Source organism: Eubacterium sp. AM46-8, assembly GCF_003466705.1.
Lineage (GTDB): Bacteria > Bacillota > Clostridia > Lachnospirales > Lachnospiraceae > Lachnospira.
Genome location: NZ_QSEU01000004.1, coordinates 117,038 through 138,407 on the forward strand (window position 1 = coordinate 117,038; position 21,370 = coordinate 138,407).

The following is a 21,370-nucleotide window of genomic DNA, read 5'->3' on the forward strand; positions in this document are numbered from 1 at the left end:
CATTATTTGTATTATTTTTCTTTGAATAGCCTGCCAAGATTATCATAAGCAGCTTTTGTTGCAACTCTTCCTCTTGGAGTTCTGTTAATATACCCATTCTGTATCAGATATGGCTCATAAACATCTTCAAGGGTTCCTGAATCCTCTCCTATTGAAGCTGCCAGTGTCTCAATACCGACAGGTCCGCCATCAAATTTATCAACTATTGTAGTAAGTATAATCCTGTCGTTCCGGTCCAATCCGTCTCTATCAACATCTAACAGATTAAGTGCATAATCAGCAACATCCTTATTGATATGTCCGTTATATTTAACCTGTGCAAAATCCCTTACTCTTTTCAAAAGTCTGTTGGCAAGTCTCGGTGTTCCTCTGGATCTTCTTGCAAGCTCATGTGCTCCGTCTGAGTCAATATCAACATTAAGCACATTGGCTGAACGGATAATGATTTTCTCAAGCTCCGGAACTGTATAGAATTCCATATGACTTACAACACCGAATCTGTCTCTTAAAGGTGCTGATAAAAGCCCCGCTCTTGTTGTTGCACCTATCAGAGTGAACTGCGGCAGGTCAAGTCTTATAGACCTTGCTGTTGCACCCTTGCCGATCATAATATCGATCTTATAATCCTCCATTGCCGGATACAGCACTTCTTCTACCTGTCTGTTAAGTCTGTGAATCTCATCTACAAAGAGAATATCACCCTCACTTAAGTTGTTAAGTATAGCTGCCATATCTCCCGGCTTCTCGATTGCAGGACCGGATGTAACCTTGATATTAACCCCCATTTCATTAGCAATAATTCCAGCAAGGGTTGTCTTTCCAAGTCCAGGAGGTCCATAGAAAAGAACATGGTCAAGTGCCTCTCCTCTTTCCTTTGCTGCCTCAATATATACTTTAAGATTGCTCTTAACCTTATTCTGTCCAACATAGTCATCAAGAGATAATGGTCTTAAGGAATTCTCAATACCATAATCTTCTTCAGTTATCTGTGTTGATATAATCCTCTTTTCCATATAGCCCTCATTTCTTAAATACTATTCTGTTCTAGAATTTAGCCAGCTTCTTTAACGCTTCCTTAAGAACCGTCTCAGAATCCTTATTCTCTATATCTTCCACTTCCTTGACAGCAACAAGTGCATCTTTGCTTGAATATCCAAGTGATACAAGTGCCTCCACAGCGTCATTTCTTATCATCATGACATTACTTGCATTACTGTTATTGTCTGCCTTCTTATTCTTAGAAAGTGCTGATTCAAATACTTCATCAAGCTTTAACTTATCCTTAAGCTCAATTATAATCTTCTGTGCTGTCTTAGGTCCGATACCAGGAAGTGCCTTGATTGCTGCCACATCATCAGCAAGCACAGCAAATCTTAAATCATCCGCTGTGATATTAGATAATGCACCAAGCGCAGCCTTAGGTCCAATACCATTGACACAGATAAGCATTTTAAACATGCTTAAATCATCCCTTGTAAGAAATCCATACAGACTGCATTCATCTTCCTTGACATTCATATATGTATATATCTTAACCTCACTGCCAACTGATGGAAGCTCACCAGGTACTGAACCCGGAACATATATATTATATCCTATTCCATTAGCTTCCACAACGATTACATCTGGCAGAATTTCGGCAAGCTCACCTTTAATGTATGAAATCATTCTCTACCCCCAAGACAGTAATTGATAAACTGCTGTGCTGTTCTTCCTGATATTCCACCATGTGAAAGTTCCCACTTGTTAGCCTCTGCCATAAGCTCTTCATCTGTCATCTTAACATTATTCTTCCTTGCAAGGCCAATAACAATATCAAAGAATTCTTTCTGTGATGGCTTAGAGTAGCTTATCTGGCATCCAAATCTGTTCACTAATGAAAGCTTCTCCTCAATAGTATCAGATCTGTGAAGGCCGTTATTGCTCTCTAAATCATTTCTGTCATTCCATGTTTCCTTGATAAGATGTCTTCTGTTAGATGTTGCATAGATAAGAATATTATCAGGCTTAGTCTCAACACCGCCTTCAATTACAGCCTTTAAGAACTTGTATTCAATCTCGAATTCCTCGAAAGATAAATCATCCATATATATTATGAACTTATAATTTCTGTTCTTAATGCTTGCTATAACATTAGATAAATCCTTGAACTGATGTTTGTATATCTCTATCATTCTAAGACCCTGGTCATAATATTCATTGACAATAGCCTTGATAGAAGTTGACTTACCTGTTCCGCTGTCACCGAAAAGAAGCGCATTATTAGCTTTTCTTCCCTGAACAAAAGCCTCTGTATTCTCCACAAGCTTCTTCTTCTGAATTTCATAACCAATAAGATCATCTAACATAACCTTATCCATATTATTGATTGGTGTAAATGTAACGCCATTATCGCCACCTATTACCCTGAATGCCTTATTAAGTCCGAACATTCCTACACCATATGCTTTATAGAAATCAGTAACATAATTAAAGAACTCATTCTCGTCCTTTGCTGTCTCAAGCTTAAGGCTTAAAGCCTGTACCTTCTCACTTACATTCTTATTGTACATAAGCTCTTTCTTAACAATTGCCTTGTAATCAGATATAAGTGAAAAACAGTTGATTCCAAGTGCAGCCTCAATAGGTCTGAAATCATAATTAAACAGATTCATAAACACCTTGAAATCGTTCTTAGCAAATTCATTAACGCTTCCATCATTAGCACCTACCTTTTCACATGTAAGGCTGAATGGATTCTCATTAGTTATAAGATAGAATGTAAGATAATTATGCCATAAATTCTTATCAAAGCCATAATCTGTGGCAACCTCCAATATTCTCTTAATCTGCTCATATATATCACTTATAAGCTTGTCAGGAGTCTCCTCGTCCCTGTCAAATTTTTTGAAAATATCGGACATTTTCATAAGAATAGTGTCCTCATGATTACCATATATAATAAGTTTCGCAACTTCTCTGTACATTATTATTCCCTCTTCTTTCTCTTATTAATTACAAGCTGCATGGCAAAGATGGTCACACCTGCAAGTGACACCAACGCTCCCTCTTTAAGAAGCGGCGTAGAATACTTAAGTGTTACATTATGCGTTCCACTCGTAAGATATACAGCCATATACTGACCATTAGCATTATATAGCTTTTGTCTTTCCCCGTCTACATATACCTTCCAGCCCTTTGAATAAGGGATTGTAAGACACAGATATTTATTACGGTCAAGTATTATCTGACCTGTAACCTTATTATTTCCAAGCTCTACATCTGTTAATACATTTTCTTTAAGTGTATTAATCTCGTCAGTGTAACTGTCCATTGGCTGGCATACAATCTGTATATCTTCATAAGAATACACGCCAATCTTCTGGAAAGTCACTGTAACTGATGTAACATTTTCTTCCGAATAGCCCATATTCACACTGAAATCATGCTGGTTACTATAATAGCTGTAATCAGATGTAAAGTAATTCATTGACTTGGTTACTCCTGTATCAGTCGTAATTCCAAGCTTAACACTGCTTGTAGACTGTGTCCAATATATGAAATTCTTAAATATCTTCTTCTTTTCATTATGTGAAAGCTCTTTCCAGTCTGCCTTAGAGTATAAGTCTAATGGGTCAAACTTCCTCTTTCCAAAATACAGCTGGAACTGTGCCGCTCCTTCATAGTCAAGACCATTAATATTAAAGTAAGTCTCGCCTGCACCACTGCCTGTAAAGTTAAATGTTACCCTGGCACCTGCCTTAGTTACTGCAAATGTATTATCCATACACTGTACTTCTTTGGCATCATAATTCATTGTATAATCTTTAATCTGGCTGTCATAACTTAAATCTTTAACAGATACCCTGTCAGGAAGCGCCTCCCTGGTATCCTTCCCACTCCTGTCAATAACAACAGCCTGAAGCATTGCTTTCTGCTTATCAACTGCACTTAAGCCCTCCCATTCATTCTTATTAACAGCCTTGTCATAAGTAAATCCTAACGGAAGTGCATTGTCGTTATTATACATTACATAATCATCATTTTCTGATTCATAAGCAAATCCATATGGAACAAGTCCGCCGGTCTTACTCACCAGATACTTTGAGGCAGATGACAATGTTATAAGAGATGACCTGTCATCATATCCTGTGTATTTGTGCGGAAGCAGCGTATCAAGCCTGATTGCACAATCATATCTGAACTTCGATACATACGGATTAGTAAGTGTCCAGTACAGATTAGAGGATGATATTCCTGTTATGCAGTTCATATTGTACGAAAGTCCAGAGCCTGAATATCTGATAAAATCTGTATCTTCAGCATATTTACTTATAAGCTCCTTCTCGCTTCCAAACACATCTTCCTGTGCCATTTTAACGCTTATGCACTGTGCCGCATAATTTTCCCCAAATGAAGCATTTTTCCATATACCATTAGCTAATGCCGCCAGCATAACCGCTACTGTCACCATCATGCATCTGTTATATTCATTAACATTCTTTATGCTAAGTCCAATTAGCAATATTACTCCAATTGCAACTGCACTTATAAGCTTGCCATTTCTTGAATACTTTACGCACATACATACCACAAAATATATTGTAAGTGCAACTCCAATAAAGCGTATTTCTTTTCTTTCCAGTTTTATAAGACGCGGCATCATGCACACAAGTATATATGCACATAATAATGCAAATGAATATATCCACCTGTTACACATATATGAAAATCCGTTCATTGCCTGTCCGAAAAACGGTATACATATCATCACCGCACTTATAATAAAATAAGTCTTAAGCATTGTGTACTTACGTCTGCTCTTAAACATTAAAAGCACTGCAAGCAACACAGGTACTGCAAATCCCATGCATGTCCAGAAGTTATCACCCTCAACGATAAAAAGTCCAGGAAGCTTTGCATAGTATGAAAAAGGATATACCAGTCCCATTTTGTTAGGTGTATTAAATCTGCTGTCACTTAAGAAAACGTGAAGCACGGGGAGAAACACTATTGCTGCCATACACAGTCCTGTAACTGATGAAACAGCCAGGCTTAATATCCCCTTACACCACATTTTCACATTCTTTCCATAACAGAATATGAATCTTACAATAACATATATAATTGTTGTGAACACAAGCATGTAGAAGAAATAGAAATTACTCATTGCTGCAACAGTTACTGTTATTGTAAAGAGCCACATTTTCTTCTCTCTGATTATCTTCTCAACGCCTAATACAAGCAGAGGATAATACAGAAGCGGGTTAAGAAAGAACGGATGTCTTACCGCATTGTATATTGCCCAGTAGCAGAATGCATAAGCTACTGCTCCTGGAAGGACATATCTTTTCTTATGTCCTGTATAAAAACACAGCAGTGAAAATGCTATACCTGACAGATATATTCTTAAAAGAATCATTGCTTCATAGAATATATACATGTACTTTGCTGGAAACAGGAAACATAAGAATGTAAATGGGTCGCCTATCACATAATAGTGAAATGTTCCTATAACATCACTTCCCTCACCTATTGCAAAATCCCACTGTGGTATTACAAACTGATGATTGAAAAATATATTTTTAAAGAAATCCCTTAAATACTGTGAATAATATATGAGTGACTTATAATGCTGTTCCCAGCCATCAACCTCCCATATGAATGTCTTTCCATTGAAAAAATAAAAAGAAAACACACCTATAGCAAGGACAACAAAAATAACTGAATAAACCAGAAAATATGTTGATTTTCTGGAATCCAGTCTTTTATAAAAATCTTGTAACTTTGATTTTGTCTCTGCCATAGGTGTATCTTCTCTTTTCTTAAACTAGGAAACTGCCATAAGCATAAGCCTACGGCAGTTTCTTATTATAACTTATTGTGATTAAATTATCAATGAAGATGTATTATCTTCTTAGGGCACTTCTCAGCACACTTTCCACAACCTGTACACTTTGAATAATCAATATGTGCAATGTTGTTTTCTACTGTAATAGCACCAAACTCACACTGCTTTGTACATAACATACATCCGATACATCCAACAGAGCATACTGACATAACATCTTTACCCTTATCATTAGATGAACAGTTAACTGTATAGTTACTCTTGTATGGTATGATTTCAATAAGGTGTCTTGGACATACAGCAACACATTTACCACATGCCTTACATTTGCCCTTATCTACTACAGCAATACCATTAATAACATGAATTGCATCAAAAGGACATGCCTTAACACATGAACCATATCCCATACATCCGTATGTACATGCCTTAGAACCGCCGTTAGGAACGACGTTCATTGCTGTACAATCCATTGCACCTGAGTACACATAATTTTCTTTTGCTTTGTCGCAGTCACCAGCACATTTAACAAATGCTGTCATTCTTACTGATTCTCCAACTTCCTCACCCATGATTGCACCAATCTTTGCTGCAACCGGTGCGCCACCAACTGGACATGCGTTAGCTGGAGCTTCTCCTGCGGCAATTGCCTTAGCAAGTGCATCACATCCTGCATATCCACAACCACCACAGTTGTTTCCAGGAAGCTCTGCTCTTACATCTATCTCTTTCTGATCTACTTCAACATAGAACTTCTTACCCATTACTCCGAGGAAAAGTCCGAGAAGAAGACCAGTGCAGCTTACAACAACTGCAGCAATAATTATACCTGACATCTTGTCGTCCTCCTCTTAAATAATACCTGAAAATCCAAAGAATGCGATAGCCATAAGTCCTGCAGTAAGTAATACAATAGGCATTCCCTTAAAGCTTTCCGGAACATCATTGAATTCGTTTCTTTCACGTATACCAGCCATGATTATGATTGCTATTGTAAAACCAACAGCTGTTCCTAATCCACTGACTACAGAATCTAAAAGCTTCTGACCAATATTAAGTCCTGCTGCTGTGTTATAGTTCTGTACGTTAGTAAGTGCAATACCAAGTACTGCACAGTTAGTTGTAATAAGTGGAAGGTATACACCAAGTGCTTCATAAAGAGATGGTGATGTCTTCTTTAAAAACATTTCAACAAACTGAACAAGTGCCGCAATTACAAGGATGAATACAATTGTATTCAGATATGTAAGCTTGAGCGGTGTAAGTATACAGTCATATATAAGACTGCAGACAGCTGATGAAATAGTGATAACGCCGATAACAGCGCCACCCATTCCTGCTGCTGTGTTTATCTTCTTAGAAACTCCAAGGAAAGGACACAAACCGAGGAACTGGCTTAAAACTACATTATTGACAATTGCTGTACTTACAGCTATCAATAATAACTGTGAAAAATATCCCATATTTACCTCCCTTAGTTATTCTTAGCCTCAGCCTTAGCTTCTTCTATCTCTTCTGTGTAGTCAGGAACTTCTGCAGGCTTCATGCCTTTCTTTCTCTTAATTCTGTTCATAATAGCAATCATGAATGCAAGAACAAAGAACGCTCCTGGTGCAAGGATAAAGATACTTGCTGGTGTGTAACCGATTGTTGAGAGATCAAATAATGCGTTAGTACCATCTGAGAAAATTGTACCGCCACCGATAAGCTCTCTTATTGCTCCAAGGATTGTGATAGCAATTGTGAATCCAAGTCCCATACCTATTCCATCAAAGAATGAAGGAATTGGAGGATTCTTAGAAGCATAGGCTTCCGCACGTCCAAGGATAATACAGTTAACAACTATAAGAGGAATATATATTCCAAGTGAGTCGTACAGACTTGGCAGGAAGCCCTGCATAAGGAACTGTACCATTGTAACAAATGATGCAACGACAACGATGAACGCTGGCATTCTTACACCATCTGGAATAGCCTTACGAAGTAATGAAATCATAAGGTTTGATAATGCAAGTACTACTGTAGAAGAAAGTCCCATACCTATACCATTGATTGCTGATGTAGTAACCGCAAGTGTAGGACACATACCAAGTGTAAGTACCAGGGTAGGATTCTCTTTAATAATACCATTATAAAGTCTTTCTATACATTTATTCAAAGTCCGCACCTCCCTAGTTTCCTGCCACAAGCTTGTAAACTGCAAGCGCATAATTTACACCCTTTGTGACTGATTTAGAAGTAATTGTAGAACCACCGATTGCATCAACATTAGCATTGTTTTCTGATGCTGAACCATCTGTTACTACTGAAAATGATGCAACTGCATCAGACTTAGCTGTAAACTGTGATGTAAATGATGGATCCTGTTTAGCTCTCATACCAAGACCAGCAGTTTCGCTGATTGAAAGGAATGATACTCCAAGTACCTTTCCATCTGTTGAAATACCAACTGTAAACTTGATATCTCCGCCGTAACCGTCACTATCTGTAACTGTTACAACATAACCTGCTGTCTCGCTGCCTTTCTTTCCTATAGCAACTTCATTGACCTTATCCTTAGAGAAGTCAATGTCTGATGAAGCATTAATATCATCATCAGAAGGAAGGGCATCTATTGTCTCAAAGCTGTCTGCTTCTGCAAGAACTGCTTTGTAAGCCTTTTCCTTAGCATTCTCGTTAGCCTTTGCAATAGGATCAAGTGTTATCTGATAAACAACACCAAGAAGAATTCCGGCTACAAGTGTTATAGCAAATAAAACTAATGCATCTTTAACTATTTTCTTCATCTTATGCAGCCTCCTTTGCTTTCTTCTCTGGCTTCTTCTTACCAAATGACTTAGGAACTGTTACTCTCTCAATAAGAGGAACTAAGAGGTTACAGAAGATAATTGCATATGAAACGCCTTCTGCTGAACCACCATACATTCTGAAAATGAATGTAAGAAGACCTAAGCAGCAGCCAAATACAATTTTACCATTAGGTGTAATTGGTGAAGTTACATAATCTGTCGCCATGAAGATGGCACCAAGTAAAAGTCCACCACCACATACTTCCTCAAGCATGTAGATTACATCGAAATGATGTCCTGGTGCAAAAAGGAATATAAGCGCTGCAAATACACCTACATATATTACAGGTATTCTCCAGTTAATAACCTTTCTTGCAAGTAGGTAGATACCACCTAAAAGAAGACATATTGCTGAAGTCTCACCGATAACACCACCTGTTGTACCAATAAACATCTTAGCTAATGAAACAACGCCTGTTGATTCTGCACCAGGCTTAAGGAGTGCAAGAGGTGTTGCTCCTGAATATGCGTCTAAAAATCCGTTAGATGTAACGAAATTAGTCATCGGACCTGTATATGCAATAAGAAGGAAACATCTTGCTGCAAGAGCAGGGTTCATGAAGTTCTGTCCAAGTCCTCCAAAAAGCTGCTTAACTACGATAATTGCAAATACACATCCTACGATTTCAAAACCAACATTTAATGTTGATGGAATATTTAATGCAATAAGAAGACCTGTTACTGCTGCACTTAAATCTGTAACAGTAACTTTCTTATGCATGAAATACTGATATAATGCCTCACATGCTACACAAGTAACAATACCAATTACTATACGAAGCAGTGCATCGAGGCCAAAATTAACTATACCAAATATGCTGGCAGGAGTTAAAGCAATAAGAACATCTCTCATTATTGTCTGAGTAGTATTCCCGCTTCGCACATGAGGATTAGTCGATACGTTAAAAATCTCACTCACTTTGATTGCCCACCTTTCTACTTCTTTCTTCTGTTAGCAAGTACTGTACTTCTCATAGCCTTAATCTGCTGTGTTAATGGTCTCTTGGCTGGACAGACATATGAACAGCTTCCGCACATTACACATTCCATACCATCGAACTTAGTAAAGCCTTCTTCATCATTACGAGATGCAAAACCGGCAAGCTTTGCTGGAAGAAGGTGTTCCGGACATGCCTCACCACATTTACCACATCTTATACATGCAGAAGACTCTATCTTAGATACGATATCATTCTGGAATACAAGAAGTGATGAACTTCCCTTAACAACAGGTACGTCAAGACTGTACATGGCAAATCCCATCATAGGACCACCAGAAATATATTTTTCAGGTTCTCCTACAGGACCACCGGCAGCGTCAAGAAGCTGTCTGTAATTAGTTCCTAACCATACATAGAAGTTGCCAGGCTCTTTAACTCCGTCGCCTGTTACAGTACATATTCTCTTAGTAAGAGGCTTACCTTCTATAACTGAAAGATAGATTGAGAATATTGTATCAACATTATGTACGATACAGCCTGCATCAGCTGGAAGCATGCTTGAATTAATAGCTCTTCCTGTTGTTGCATATATAAGACTACGCTCTCCTCCCTGTGGATACTTAGTCTTTAATGGCTTAACTTCAATATCAGGCTCAGAAGCTGTAGCTTCCTGCATGATTCTTATTGCCTCAGGCTTATTATCTTCAATACCGATAATTCCCTTAGCATGGTCAAATATCTTAAGAGCAATCTTAAGACCCATAACAACCTTGTCTGATTCTTCTAATAATCTTCTGTAATCAGATGTAAGGTAAGGCTCACACTCTGCTCCATTAACGATAATGTAATCTATGGCTTCAGGATTCTTTGGAGAGAGCTTAACATTAGTTGGGAAACCAGCTCCTCCCATACCTACAACACCAGCAGCCTTGATTCTTTCTAAGATAACGTCCTTAGTAAGATCCTCGAACTTCATAGGTGTATATTCAACTTCTTTGAATTCGCCATCATTCTCGATAATGATAGAATTGCACTTACCGCCTGTAGCCAATGTTCTTGGCTCAATAGCTTTAACAGTACCTGATACAGATGAATGAATGTTCGCAGAAACAAATCCACCTGCCTCGGCTATCAGCTGGCCTGCAAGGACATAGTCGCCCTTGGCAACAACTGGCTTAGCAGGTGCGCCGATGTGCTGTGAAAGCGGGAACACCATCTCTCCTACGGCTGGAAAGAGTTCTTTGATTGGTTTATCCTTAGAAAACTCTTTACCGTCATAAGGATGACATCCACCTTTAAATGTACACTTTCCCATGACATATTTCTCCTTATAAAGTTTTTATTAAATAGTATTTTATCTCAATAAATAGCAAAAATCTACTTTTTTTTGTGTATATATTCCTATATAATAAGAGAAAATGAGTACTTTTTTAACAATCGGTTTGTCTAATCAAACCTAAAACGAGGATTTTTTATGATAACTATTAATGATACCCTGCACACAAACGCAGACACCGCAATGCTTAAAGCAATATGTCCGGATACTGACAACATCTGCTTTTTTGATATAGAAACCACAGGATTTTCAAGGAATTATAATATAGTATACCTCATAGGCGCTGTATATTTCCGTAACGGAATATCGCATTATTTACAGTGGCTTGCAGAATCCGATTCCGATGAAGCTTATATTTTATCCGCATTTAATGATTTTCTAAAAGATTTTCATACATTAATACATTTTAATGGGGATGCCTTCGATATTCCTTTTATTACTGAGCGTGCAGCACATCTTAATGTGGCACTTGACCTTTCACATCTTGAAAGCCTTGACTTATATAAAACTGCAAGAAAATGTAAATCTATTCTGTCACTTCCTGACTATAAGCAGAAAACTATTGAACATTTTCTTGGAATAGAACGTGAAGACATGTATTCAGGCGGTGAACTTATTGATATATACAGGAAATTTGCAGCAAAACCTTCTGATACAGCACATAACGAATACAGGAAGCTTCTCCTTCTTCACAACCATGACGATATAGAAGGAATGCTAAGCCTTCTTCCACTGGTTTCCTATTATGCAGTAATTATGAATTCTTACACTGTTGACAATGCTGTCATTGATAAAGATACTGATTCCAATGGTAATGTGAGTCTTAGGCTGATTGCTGAATGTTCACTTCCCGTAGGCGTACCCGTGGACAGACATATATGTATTGACAATATACATATTCTGATTAAGAACTGTACATTAACTCTTGTAATCCCGGTTATATCAGATACTTTGAAATACTTTTTTAAAGACTATAAGAATTATTATTATCTGCCATCAGAAGACGAAGCCATTCACAAAAGCATTGCACAATATGTAGACAGTAATAATCGTGTTAAATGCTCTGCTTCTAACTGTTACACCAAAAAGATGGGCATCTTTCTTCCACTCTATGATAATTGTGATTTAAACATATTTAAAAAAGATTATTCTGACCTGGAAAAATACTGCAACGCAGATGATATACTGTTAAAAAGCACTGACAATACAAGCAAATACATACATTCCGTTATAAACCATATTCTATTGTAATTCTGCTACTCTTTTATAAAACATGAAAGGAATATTTATAATCTAATGGATAATGAATCACTTTTAAAAAATAAAATAATGGACGCAGCAAATCGTTCCTTCAGGCAAAACATATACACATATACTAATTTTCTTGATATTAATGAGCAGTCAGTATTCGCACAGATGAAAAACGCACTTAATTTCATAGCATTTAAAACATACGGTGGCAATGATGCATGTGAAAGACAGATGATACAGTTTGGTTCTTACGAAACTCTTGGCTATGAAGAGGAATTTCCTATAACTCTTATAAAGATATCTCCTCTTATAGAAAAATATGCTGAATCACTGTCACACAGAGATTACCTTGGTGCTCTTATGAATCTTGGAATTAAAAGAGAAATGCTTGGAGACATAAATATAAAAGGCAAGGACGCCTATCTTTACTGTGTTTCACATATTGCTGATTTCATAATTGACAACCTGTCTACAGTAAAGCATACACATATCCAGTGTACAAAGACTGATATTAACGATATAGAATGTTCACCTGAGCTTGAAGATATTGAAGTTTTATCTGCAAGTGAACGGATTGACGCTGCCGTTGCCAGCCTCACAAAGCTAAGCCGAAGTCAGGCAGTAGAATTATTCAGGGCAAGAAAAATATTCATTAACAGCCGTCAGATGGAAAACAACAGCTATCAGTTAAAAGCTAATGATATACTTGTTATCCGCGGAACAGGCAAATTCATCTATCAGGGGTGCGGTAAAGAAACAAAAAAAGGCCGTGTCTATCTTTCATTCAAAAAATATGTTTAAAAAAAGGGCTGTGAGAACAGCCCTTTTAATATCTTTAATTACTCTTCTGTTGCTGGAGCTTCTTCCTGAGCTTCGTTGTCGTTAAGTAATGCCTTGATGCTTAAGCTGATCTTCTTATCAGCTTCGTTAAGGTCAACAACCTTAGCTTCAATTTCCTGACCGATTGAAAGTGCATCTGATGGCTTCTCAATACGTTCTCTTGAAATCTGTGAAACATGAAGTAATGCGTCGATTCCATCTTCTAACTGAACAAATGCACCGAAATCTGTCATTCTTGCAACTGTTCCCTTAACAACATTACCTACAGCATACTTCTCTGCTGCGTTGTTCCATGGATTAAGGTCTGGATACTTAACTGAAAGTGCAATCTTATCTCCGTTAATCTCTTTGATAAAGCACTTAACTGAATCTCCAATCTTGTAAACCTTCTTAGGATTCTCTGTTCTTCCCCAAGACATCTCTGAGATGTGAAGAAGACCATCTACTCCTCCTAAGTCAATGAATGCACCGAAATCTGTAACATTCTTAACTGTTCCTTCGATTGTATCGCCTTCCTTAATCTTAGAAAGAACTGCCTCTGCTGCTGCCTTCTTAGCTGCAACAATAAGCTGCTTGCAGTCACCGATAATCTTTCTGTTCTTAGGATCATATTCAGTGATTACAAATGTAACTTCCTTACCATTATATACAGATAAATCCTTTACGAATGTATCTGAAATAAGGCTTGCAGGAATAAATACTCTTGCTTCGTCAACGATAACTTCAAGACCGCCCTTAATGTTCTTAGCAACGCCTGTGATTGGTTCCTGACTGTTAAATGCATCTTCAAGCTTCTTATTGCCATTATCTGCAACAAGCTTTCTATATGTAAGAGCAACCTGTCCCTCACCATCATTTGATTTAAGAACCTTAGCCTTCATCTCATCTCCAACTGAGACTACAGTAGTAAGATCTACATCAGGAGCTGATGTATACTCTGAACGAGTAATAATTCCATCAGATTTGCCACCTATATTAAGCACGATTTTATCCGGCTTAACTGCAATAACAGTTCCGTCTACAACTTCACCTGTGCGGATTTCCTTCCATTCTTCGTTATCTAACATCTGTGCAAAGCTTTCTTCTGACATTAGTATAAACCTCCTCAATGATATTGTTTGGGGTTGATGCCCCGGCTGTAATACCTATGCAGTCTGATGATTTGAGCTTATCAAGCTCAAGGCCGCTAAGAGTCTGAATGTAAAAGGTTTCCTGACATTCTGTCTTGCAAATTTCATACAGTTTACGAGTGTTTGAACTACTGCTGTCCCCTATAACAATCATAGCATCAGCTCTTCGAGCAATCCGTCTTGCCTCATTCTGACGCTCCTCAGTTGCATTACATATCGTATTACTAATGCAAATATTGTACTCTTTTTTCTTTATAATTTCAACTAAATCTTGAAATTTCTTGTAATTAAATGTCGTCTGGGATACCACACGCACATTTTTAGTTCTGTCAAGTTTCAATCTTTCCGCTTTTTCAACTGTATCAACAACATGTACAGGTGTCTCAGACCACCCCATAATGCCTTCAACTTCAGGATGCTTCTCATTGCCAATAATAACAATCTGGTCACCTTCTGCGCTTGCATCCTTTACAATCTTGTGAATCTTTAATACAAATGGACATGTTGCATCTACAATCTTTGCCCCACTGTTCTTTATTGATTCATATACTGCCTTTGATACTCCATGAGATCTGATTATAACAATTGACTTTTCAGGTTCTGGAATCTCAGATATATCATTAACAGCCTTCACGCCCTTGCTCTCAAGTTCGTTGACAACCTCAGTATTGTGGATTATCGGACCATATGTATATACATTTTCCTTGTCTGCCTCAGCATATACTGTATCCATTGCACGCTGTACGCCAAAACAGAAGCCTGCTGACTTTGCAAGTATTACTTCTTTCAATTATCTGCCCACCTTCTTTTCATCTATTATCTTACTTAAAGCAGCTACAACCTGTTCTATATTCATATCTGATGTATCAACAAGCACAGCGTCATCTGCCTGCTTTAAAGGAGATATTGCTCTGTGCATATCTTCATAGTCTCTTTTTTCAATATCCTCTTTGATAGCATCAAAACTACAATCTTCACCTTTTTCCTTAAGTTCATCATATCTTCTCTTAGCTCTCGCATCAGAACTTGCTGTAAGATATATCTTTGCAAACGCATCTGGAAGCACTGTTGTTCCTATATCTCTTCCATCCATGATAACATCTGTTTTCTTTGCAAGTCCTCTCTGAAGTGCAACCAGCTTAGTCCTTACTGCTGCATACTTAGATGTCTTTGATGCCATCTTTCCTGTTTCTTCTGTTCTTAAAAGTGATGTTACATTCTCACCATTAAGTATTACCTGCTGTACGCCGTCTTTGTACTCAATACTAATATCAATATTATCTACAGCACCATTAATTGCATTCTCATCATCTGGATTAATGTCGTTCTGTGAAAAATATACAGCCATTGCCCTGTACATTGCACCTGTATCAACATACACATATCCTAACTGCTTTGCTAAAAGCTTTGCTATTGTACTTTTTCCTGCTCCTGCAGGTCCATCGATTGCTATTGCACTCATTTTCTCTGCTCCTTTAAATAAATTATTGTATATGGCTTGCAGCAGCGTATGCTGTTGACCATGCTACCTGTAAATTAAATCCTCCGGTAACTGCATCAACATCTATAACCTCTCCTGCAAAATATATATTCTTAACAAGCTTTGATTCCATTGTTGAAGGATTAATCTCCTTTACATTAACCCCTCCCTGTGTAATTATCGCTTCATTAAAACCTCTTGTGGAAGTTATCGTCATCTCAAAATTCTTAAGAAGCTTCACAAGCCTCTGTCTTTCTTCCCTTGTAACCTCATTAACCTTCTTTTCAGGCTTAATTCCCGACTGCATTACAATCACAGGAATAAGCTTCTTAGGAAGCAGCTCATCTAATGAATTCTTAAACGCCTTGTTCTGTTCCTTTGAGAAATCCCTTAATATTCTCTCATCAAGCTGTTCATCAGTAATTGCAGGCTTTAAGTCTATGCTTAATCTTACCGGTCTTTCCTTAACTATTCCTGTAATAACGCTGCTTGCACTTAATATTACAGGGCCGCTTACTCCAAAATGCGTAAAAAGCATTTCTCCAAAATCCGTAAATACTTTCCTGACACCATCGTAAAATGTAACCTCTATATTCTTAAGGCTTAGTCCCATTAGAAGTTCTTCCCACTCTTCCCTGACATTAAGAGGTACAAGTGCCGGAAGTATTGGTGTAATGCTGTGTCCCAGACTTTTCGCAAATCTATAGCCATCCCCTGTAGAGCCTGTGGATGAATATGAATTACCACCTGTTGCAATAACGCACGCCTCACCTTTAATCTCCTTCTGTCCTGATGCATCTTTTACAACAACACCTGCAAATTCGCCATTCTCCTCATTCACAGCTACAGCCTGCGTATTAATGAGTACATTTACACCAAGTTTTTTCATCTGCCTTGAAAGCGCACCTATAACATCAGACGAATGGTCTGATTCCGGGAATACCCTGTTGCCTCTCTCAATCTTGAATTTAAGTCCCAGCTCATCAAAAAATCCCATACAGTCATAGTTAGAAAACCCTCTTAAACTGCTGTACATGAACTTTTTATTGGTAACTATGCTATTAAATATATCTTCTTCATCCCCGGCATTGGTAAAATTACATCTGCCCTTTCCAGTAATAAAAAGCTTCTTTCCAAGCTTTTCATTCTTTTCAATAAGTGTAACCTTATTATTGTTTCTGGCAGCAGTTATCGCAGCCATCATTCCTGCTGCACCACCGCCTATTATTATAACATTGCTCATTATTGCTCTCTCTTACTTCTCTTTATCAATAGCTGCATTATCCATACATTTTCTTAATTCATTGACAACATTTTCATCTAACATATTAATCTCATCATTGCCTGAATACTCGAAATTATCAACAAATGCGTTAATCTTCTCAATATTCTCCACTACCTGTTCACTGTTTTTTAGGCACAATGATACTATCAGGGCATTAATAAGGCTCATTGGTGCAACGAGCGAGTCAACTATTGACGCCATATCACTTCTTGCAAACAGATTGCATGATGAATACATATTCATTGGTGAATGTATCGAATCTGTTATAGCAATAACTCTTGCCTGTCTGTTATTAGCAAATTCCATTGCTTTAAGCGTTCTCATTGAATATCTTGGAAAGCTGATACCTATTGCAACATCACCTTTACCTATGTACATCATCTGTTCAAATAGTTCATTGGAATTACCAGTCTTTATAACCTGTATGTTCTTCTTAATCATGCGCAGATAATATCCTAAGAATTCAGCAAGAGGTTCACACGCCCTTGCACCAATTATGTATACACTGTCTGCCGTCATTATATCTTCAACAGCTATATCAAACGACGCTGTATCCAGTGACTTTAATGTATGTTCTATCTTTCTTGCATCCATTGACATAACATTATTCACTACCATATTGGTTGTCATATGTGAATTAAGCACATCAATCCTGTCAAAAGAATGAATCTTCTCCTGTAATATCCCTTCTAATGATCTCTGAAACTCTGGATATCCCGAAAATCCAAGTGCTGCTGGAAATCTTACAACTGTCGATTCACTTACGCCCACAACTTCTCCAAGCTTTGCTGCCGTAAGAAATGCACATTTTTCATAGTTGGCAAGTATGAAATCTGCAATTCTTTTATGACCTTTGCTAAGCTTTGGAAGACGGACTCTTATAAGACTTAATATATCAGTATGTTGTTCAAAATCACTCATTATCTATAAAAAGCTCTGAAAAATATGGCAGTTCCTTTATCCAGTCACAGAATGTATGCCACTCAGCAAGCTTATGACCCTTTCTAGAATAATATATTCCAACAAGATTCTCATAATTGAGAGTACATGTTCTCATCTGGTTATAACTTTCTGGAAGAAGTTGAATCATGCTGTACCATAATGCTTTATCCTTAGTTTCAACAAATTCTGTTCTTATCCCTTCAAGAAAATCAATATTCTTCTGCATCATCTCAAGAGTTGCGTCAGTCATATGGTCTGTACTGAAATCAGCCATATCAAAAGGCTTGCTGTGAATCTTATGCATTGTGCTTGTTGAGTTAGCAACAGTTCCAACCTTATATGTGTCGTATTCTTTCCACCAGTAAAGTGGTGCTGTTATATCAACTGTAACAAATATCTGTCTAATAAACTTTCTGTGGTCTGAGCCTGCCTTACATAATCTCTTGGCAAGGTCAAGATCATTAGGACCAAAAACAAAATTCCCCTTCTCATCGAAATAGCTATCCATTCTTGCCCAGCTGTTCAATGGATTTCTTGCCCCTCTGATGGCATTATTCATATTCATAACTTCAAATCGTTCTAACTTAATCACAATTGTGCTCCTTTTGTTTAATTATACAGTTTAATTTTACATGTAAAATGCATTTATATCAAGGGGAACATTCTGGATTGCATGCTTGCTGCCTTGCTTTTTTTGCAGGTCAAGTCTCTACGCAGCTTCGCTGCTCCCGAGCCTTGATAATTCACAACTTTCGCACTTCGTGCTTCGTTGTTCATTATCTGCATTCGCCATATAATCCAGAATTTGTGCAAGCACATTCTGATTGCATGGCTCATTACCTGCAAAAAAAGACCGCCACATACGCTTTTGCGCACATGACGGCCGTTATTATTAATTATTAGACTGGATAAGCCTTATTAGCTGTATCTGCCTTAGCAGGATCAACCTTTGTCTGCTGAGCTTCTCTATACTTGAAGAACTCTGTCGCAACCTGTGGGAATAATGCATATGAAAGCACATCCTCATCCTGCTGCTTGTACTGCTGTACAATTGGATCATTCTTGAATTTCTCAAGCTGTGGTTCAATCAAGTCAGCTGGACGGCATGTAATAGGCTTTGTATCACCGATAGCCTTCTTCTGAACTTCTGGATTGAATGGCTTGATTGTCTGACCAAATTCACCAGCAAGAACCTTCTTAGATTCCTTAGTAATCATCTTGTATCTCTCACCCTGTAATACATTAAGAACAGCCTGAGTACCAACAATCTGTGATGAAGGAGTAACAAGAGGTGGTTCACCATAATCTTTACGAACTCTTGGGATTTCCTCTAATACATCTCTGTACTTGTCCTCTGCACCAGCTTCCTTAAGCTGTGATACAAGGTTAGAAAGCATTCCACCTGGAACCTGATAAAGTAATGTCTTAATATTAACTCCAAGAACCTTAGTATTCATAAGTCCGCTCTTTAATGCTTCCTCACGCATTGGCTGGAAGTAATCAGCTATCTCAGCAAGAAGATTCTGGTCAAGTCCTGTATCATACTGTGTACCCTTAAATGTCTCTACCATAACCTCTGTAGCTGGCTGTGATGTTCCCATTGAGAATGGTGACATAGCTGTATCAATAATATCAGCACCTGCTTCTACTGCTTTTAAGTATGTCATTGAAGCTACACCAGATGTATAATGTGTATGCATCTGAATAGGAAGAGATGAACCATCCTTTAATGCCTGTACAAGCTCTGTAGCCTTGTATGGAAGCAAAAGTCCAGCCATATCCTTGATACAGATAGAATCTGCACCCATGTCTTCAATTCTCTTAGCTGTCTCTTTCCAGTAATCAAGTGTATAAGCATCACCTAATGTATAAGAAAGAGCAATCTGAGCATGTCCTTTTTCCTTCTTGGCAGCCTTAACAGCTGTCTCTAAGTTTCTTAAATCATTAAAGCAATCGAAAATACGGATAATATCAATACCGTTAGCAATTGACTTCTGAACAAAGTACTCAACTACATCATCTGCGTAATGATTGTAACCTAATATATTCTGTCCTCTGAAAAGCATCTGAAGCTTAGTATTCTTGAATCCATCTCTAAGCTTACGAAGTCTTTCCCATGGATCTTCCTTAAGGAATCTGAGTGAAGCATCAAATGTAGCTCCTCCCCAGCACTCTACTGAATGATAACCAACCTTATCCATCTTATCTACGATAGGAAGCATCTGCTCTGTTGTCATTCTTGTAGCTATAAGAGACTGATGTGCATCACGCAATACTGTCTCAGTAATCTTTAAAGGTTTTTTAACCTGTTCTGCCATAATATCCTCCTTTTACATAACGCCAAACATGGCCATAAATGTACCGGCTGCAACCGCTGTACCAATAACACCGGCAACGTTAGGTCCCATAGCATGCATCAGAAGGAAGTTAGAAGGATCTGCCTCAGAACCAACCTTCTGCGAAACTCTGGCTGCCATAGGAACCGCAGATACACCTGCTGAACCAATAAGCGGATTAACCTTACCATGTGTAACAAGACACATAACCTTACCAAATAACACACCTGCTGCAGTACCAAATGCAAATGCAATAAGTCCTAATGCAACAATCTTTAATGTATCAAGGTTAAGGAATGCTTCTGCACTTGTTGTAGCACCAACTGATGTTCCAAGGATAATAACAACTATGTACATAAGTGCATTAGAAGCTGTCTCTGCAAGCTGCTTAACAACTCCACTTTCCTTGAAAAGGTTACCTAACATAAGCATACCAACAAGTGGTGCTGTTGTAGGAAGAATAAGTACTACTACTACAGTAACTACTATAGGGAAAAGAATCTTCTCAAGCTTAGAAACAGGTCTTAACTGTTCCATCTTAACTTCTCTTTCCTTCTTAGTTGTTAAAAGCTTCATAATAGGTGGCTGGATAATAGGAACCAGTGACATATATGAATATGCTGCTACTGCAATAGGTCCCATATATTTAGTCTGACCGAGCTTACCTGCAAGGAATATTGAAGTAGGACCGTCTGCACCACCGATAATTGATATAGCTGCTGCTGCCTTATCTGGGAATCCCATAAGGATAGCCATAAGATATGCTGCAAAGATACCAAACTGTGCTGCTGCACCAAGCAGGAAACTTGCCGGGTTAGCAATCAATGGACCAAAATCAGTCATAGCACCAACACCTAAGAAAATAAGTGATGGTAAAATACTCCATTCATCAAGTAAATAGAAATAATGTAACAAACCACCTACACCGTTACTTGAATCCTCTATTGCTAACATAATGTCAGGATAAAGGTTTACAAGAAGCATACCAAAAGAAATAGGTACTAAGAGCAGAGGTTCATATCCTTTTTTAATTGCAAGATAAAGGAAAACAAACGCAACCAGAACCATAAGGTAATTACCCCATGTAAGTCCGAAGAATGCACTCTGGTGAACGAGGTTTCCTAAAGTTGTTATAATATAACTCATCTTA

At 37.9% G+C, this 21,370-nt stretch carries 20 protein-coding genes; 2 read left to right on the forward strand and 18 right to left on the reverse strand.

What is annotated here, in order from left to right:
* Window positions 1-11: 11 nt before the first annotated feature.
* The 10 genes from ruvB to rsxC all read right to left on the reverse strand — a co-directional run bounded on the left by ruvB (window position 12) and on the right by rsxC (window position 10,935).
* On the reverse strand, window positions 12-1,013 hold the full coding sequence (gene ruvB / locus DW963_RS04140) for a Holliday junction branch migration DNA helicase RuvB (RefSeq protein WP_117913964.1): 1,002 nt from the start codon (window positions 1,011-1,013) through the stop codon (window positions 12-14).
* Between the two features lie 31 nt (window positions 1,014-1,044).
* Window positions 1,045-1,668, reverse strand: coding sequence for a Holliday junction branch migration protein RuvA (gene ruvA, locus DW963_RS04145; protein WP_117913965.1), 624 nt, complete (start codon window positions 1,666-1,668; stop codon window positions 1,045-1,047).
* The gene (locus DW963_RS04150; protein ID WP_012739178.1) at window positions 1,665-2,966 is read right to left on the reverse strand and encodes an ATP-binding protein; all 1,302 of its coding nucleotides are present in this window, start codon (window positions 2,964-2,966) and stop codon (window positions 1,665-1,667) included. Before DW963_RS04150 ends, ruvA begins: the two co-directional genes overlap by 4 nt.
* Before the next feature lie 2 nt (window positions 2,967-2,968).
* Window positions 2,969-5,785 (reverse strand): YfhO family protein, encoded by a 2,817-nt coding sequence (locus tag DW963_RS04155; RefSeq protein WP_117913966.1) that lies wholly within the window; start codon window positions 5,783-5,785, stop codon window positions 2,969-2,971.
* A gap of 89 nt (window positions 5,786-5,874) precedes the next feature.
* Window positions 5,875-6,666, reverse strand: coding sequence for an RnfABCDGE type electron transport complex subunit B (locus DW963_RS04160; protein WP_117913967.1), 792 nt, complete (start codon window positions 6,664-6,666; stop codon window positions 5,875-5,877).
* A gap of 15 nt (window positions 6,667-6,681) precedes the next feature.
* Window positions 6,682-7,293: an electron transport complex protein RnfA gene (locus tag DW963_RS04165; protein WP_012739175.1), complete on the reverse strand. Its 612-nt coding sequence runs from the start codon at window positions 7,291-7,293 to the stop codon at window positions 6,682-6,684.
* A gap of 11 nt (window positions 7,294-7,304) precedes the next feature.
* Window positions 7,305-7,988, reverse strand: coding sequence for an electron transport complex subunit RsxE (gene rsxE, locus DW963_RS04170; protein ID WP_022098520.1), 684 nt, complete (start codon window positions 7,986-7,988; stop codon window positions 7,305-7,307).
* A gap of 13 nt (window positions 7,989-8,001) precedes the next feature.
* Complete coding sequence (locus tag DW963_RS04175; protein ID WP_117913968.1) at window positions 8,002-8,616, reverse strand: RnfABCDGE type electron transport complex subunit G; 615 nt, start codon at window positions 8,614-8,616, stop codon at window positions 8,002-8,004.
* A 1-nt stretch (window position 8,617) separates the two neighbouring features.
* Complete coding sequence (locus tag DW963_RS04180; protein WP_117913969.1) at window positions 8,618-9,598, reverse strand: RnfABCDGE type electron transport complex subunit D; 981 nt, start codon at window positions 9,596-9,598, stop codon at window positions 8,618-8,620.
* Between the two features lie 17 nt (window positions 9,599-9,615).
* A complete protein-coding gene (gene rsxC / locus DW963_RS04185; RefSeq protein ID WP_055285509.1) occupies window positions 9,616-10,935 on the reverse strand; it encodes an electron transport complex subunit RsxC in 1,320 nt (439 codons plus the stop codon).
* Window positions 10,936-11,094: 159 nt separating this feature from the next.
* On the opposite strand from rsxC, the gene DW963_RS04190 reads away from it, so the two are divergent.
* Both DW963_RS04190 and DW963_RS04195 read left to right on the forward strand, forming a co-directional pair.
* Entirely contained in the window at window positions 11,095-12,207 is a 1,113-nt protein-coding gene (locus DW963_RS04190; RefSeq protein WP_117913970.1) for a ribonuclease H-like domain-containing protein, read from the forward strand.
* 45 nt (window positions 12,208-12,252) lie between these two features.
* The gene (locus tag DW963_RS04195; RefSeq protein ID WP_117913971.1) at window positions 12,253-13,008 is read left to right on the forward strand and encodes a YlmH/Sll1252 family protein; all 756 of its coding nucleotides are present in this window, start codon (window positions 12,253-12,255) and stop codon (window positions 13,006-13,008) included.
* A 38-nt stretch (window positions 13,009-13,046) separates the two neighbouring features.
* Here DW963_RS04195 and rpsA read toward each other — a convergent pair whose 3' ends face one another.
* The 8 genes from rpsA to DW963_RS04235 form a co-directional block, all read right to left on the reverse strand.
* Window positions 13,047-14,138, reverse strand: coding sequence for a 30S ribosomal protein S1 (gene rpsA / locus DW963_RS04200; RefSeq protein WP_117913972.1), 1,092 nt, complete (start codon window positions 14,136-14,138; stop codon window positions 13,047-13,049).
* Window positions 14,104-14,967: a 4-hydroxy-3-methylbut-2-enyl diphosphate reductase gene (gene ispH / locus DW963_RS04205; RefSeq protein ID WP_117913973.1), complete on the reverse strand. Its 864-nt coding sequence runs from the start codon at window positions 14,965-14,967 to the stop codon at window positions 14,104-14,106. Before ispH ends, rpsA begins: the two co-directional genes overlap by 35 nt.
* Window positions 14,968-15,639 (reverse strand): (d)CMP kinase, encoded by a 672-nt coding sequence (cmk, locus tag DW963_RS04210; RefSeq protein WP_117913974.1) that lies wholly within the window; start codon window positions 15,637-15,639, stop codon window positions 14,968-14,970.
* 22 nt (window positions 15,640-15,661) lie between these two features.
* On the reverse strand, window positions 15,662-16,900 hold the full coding sequence (locus DW963_RS04215) for a BaiN/RdsA family NAD(P)/FAD-dependent oxidoreductase (protein WP_117913975.1): 1,239 nt from the start codon (window positions 16,898-16,900) through the stop codon (window positions 15,662-15,664).
* Window positions 16,901-16,912: 12 nt separating this feature from the next.
* A complete protein-coding gene (locus DW963_RS04220) occupies window positions 16,913-17,863 on the reverse strand; it encodes a MurR/RpiR family transcriptional regulator (protein ID WP_117913976.1) in 951 nt (316 codons plus the stop codon).
* On the reverse strand, window positions 17,856-18,476 hold the full coding sequence (locus DW963_RS04225) for a hypothetical protein (protein WP_117913977.1): 621 nt from the start codon (window positions 18,474-18,476) through the stop codon (window positions 17,856-17,858). Before DW963_RS04225 ends, DW963_RS04220 begins: the two co-directional genes overlap by 8 nt.
* Window positions 18,477-18,783: 307 nt before the next feature.
* A complete protein-coding gene (locus DW963_RS04230; RefSeq protein WP_117913978.1) occupies window positions 18,784-20,202 on the reverse strand; it encodes an oxaloacetate decarboxylase subunit alpha in 1,419 nt (472 codons plus the stop codon).
* Between the two features lie 12 nt (window positions 20,203-20,214).
* Window positions 20,215-21,366 carry a sodium ion-translocating decarboxylase subunit beta gene (locus tag DW963_RS04235; RefSeq protein WP_117913979.1) on the reverse strand — a complete coding sequence of 384 codons (1,152 nt, stop codon included), beginning with the start codon at window positions 21,364-21,366 and terminating at the stop codon, window positions 20,215-20,217.
* Between the last annotated feature and the right edge of the window lie 4 nt (window positions 21,367-21,370).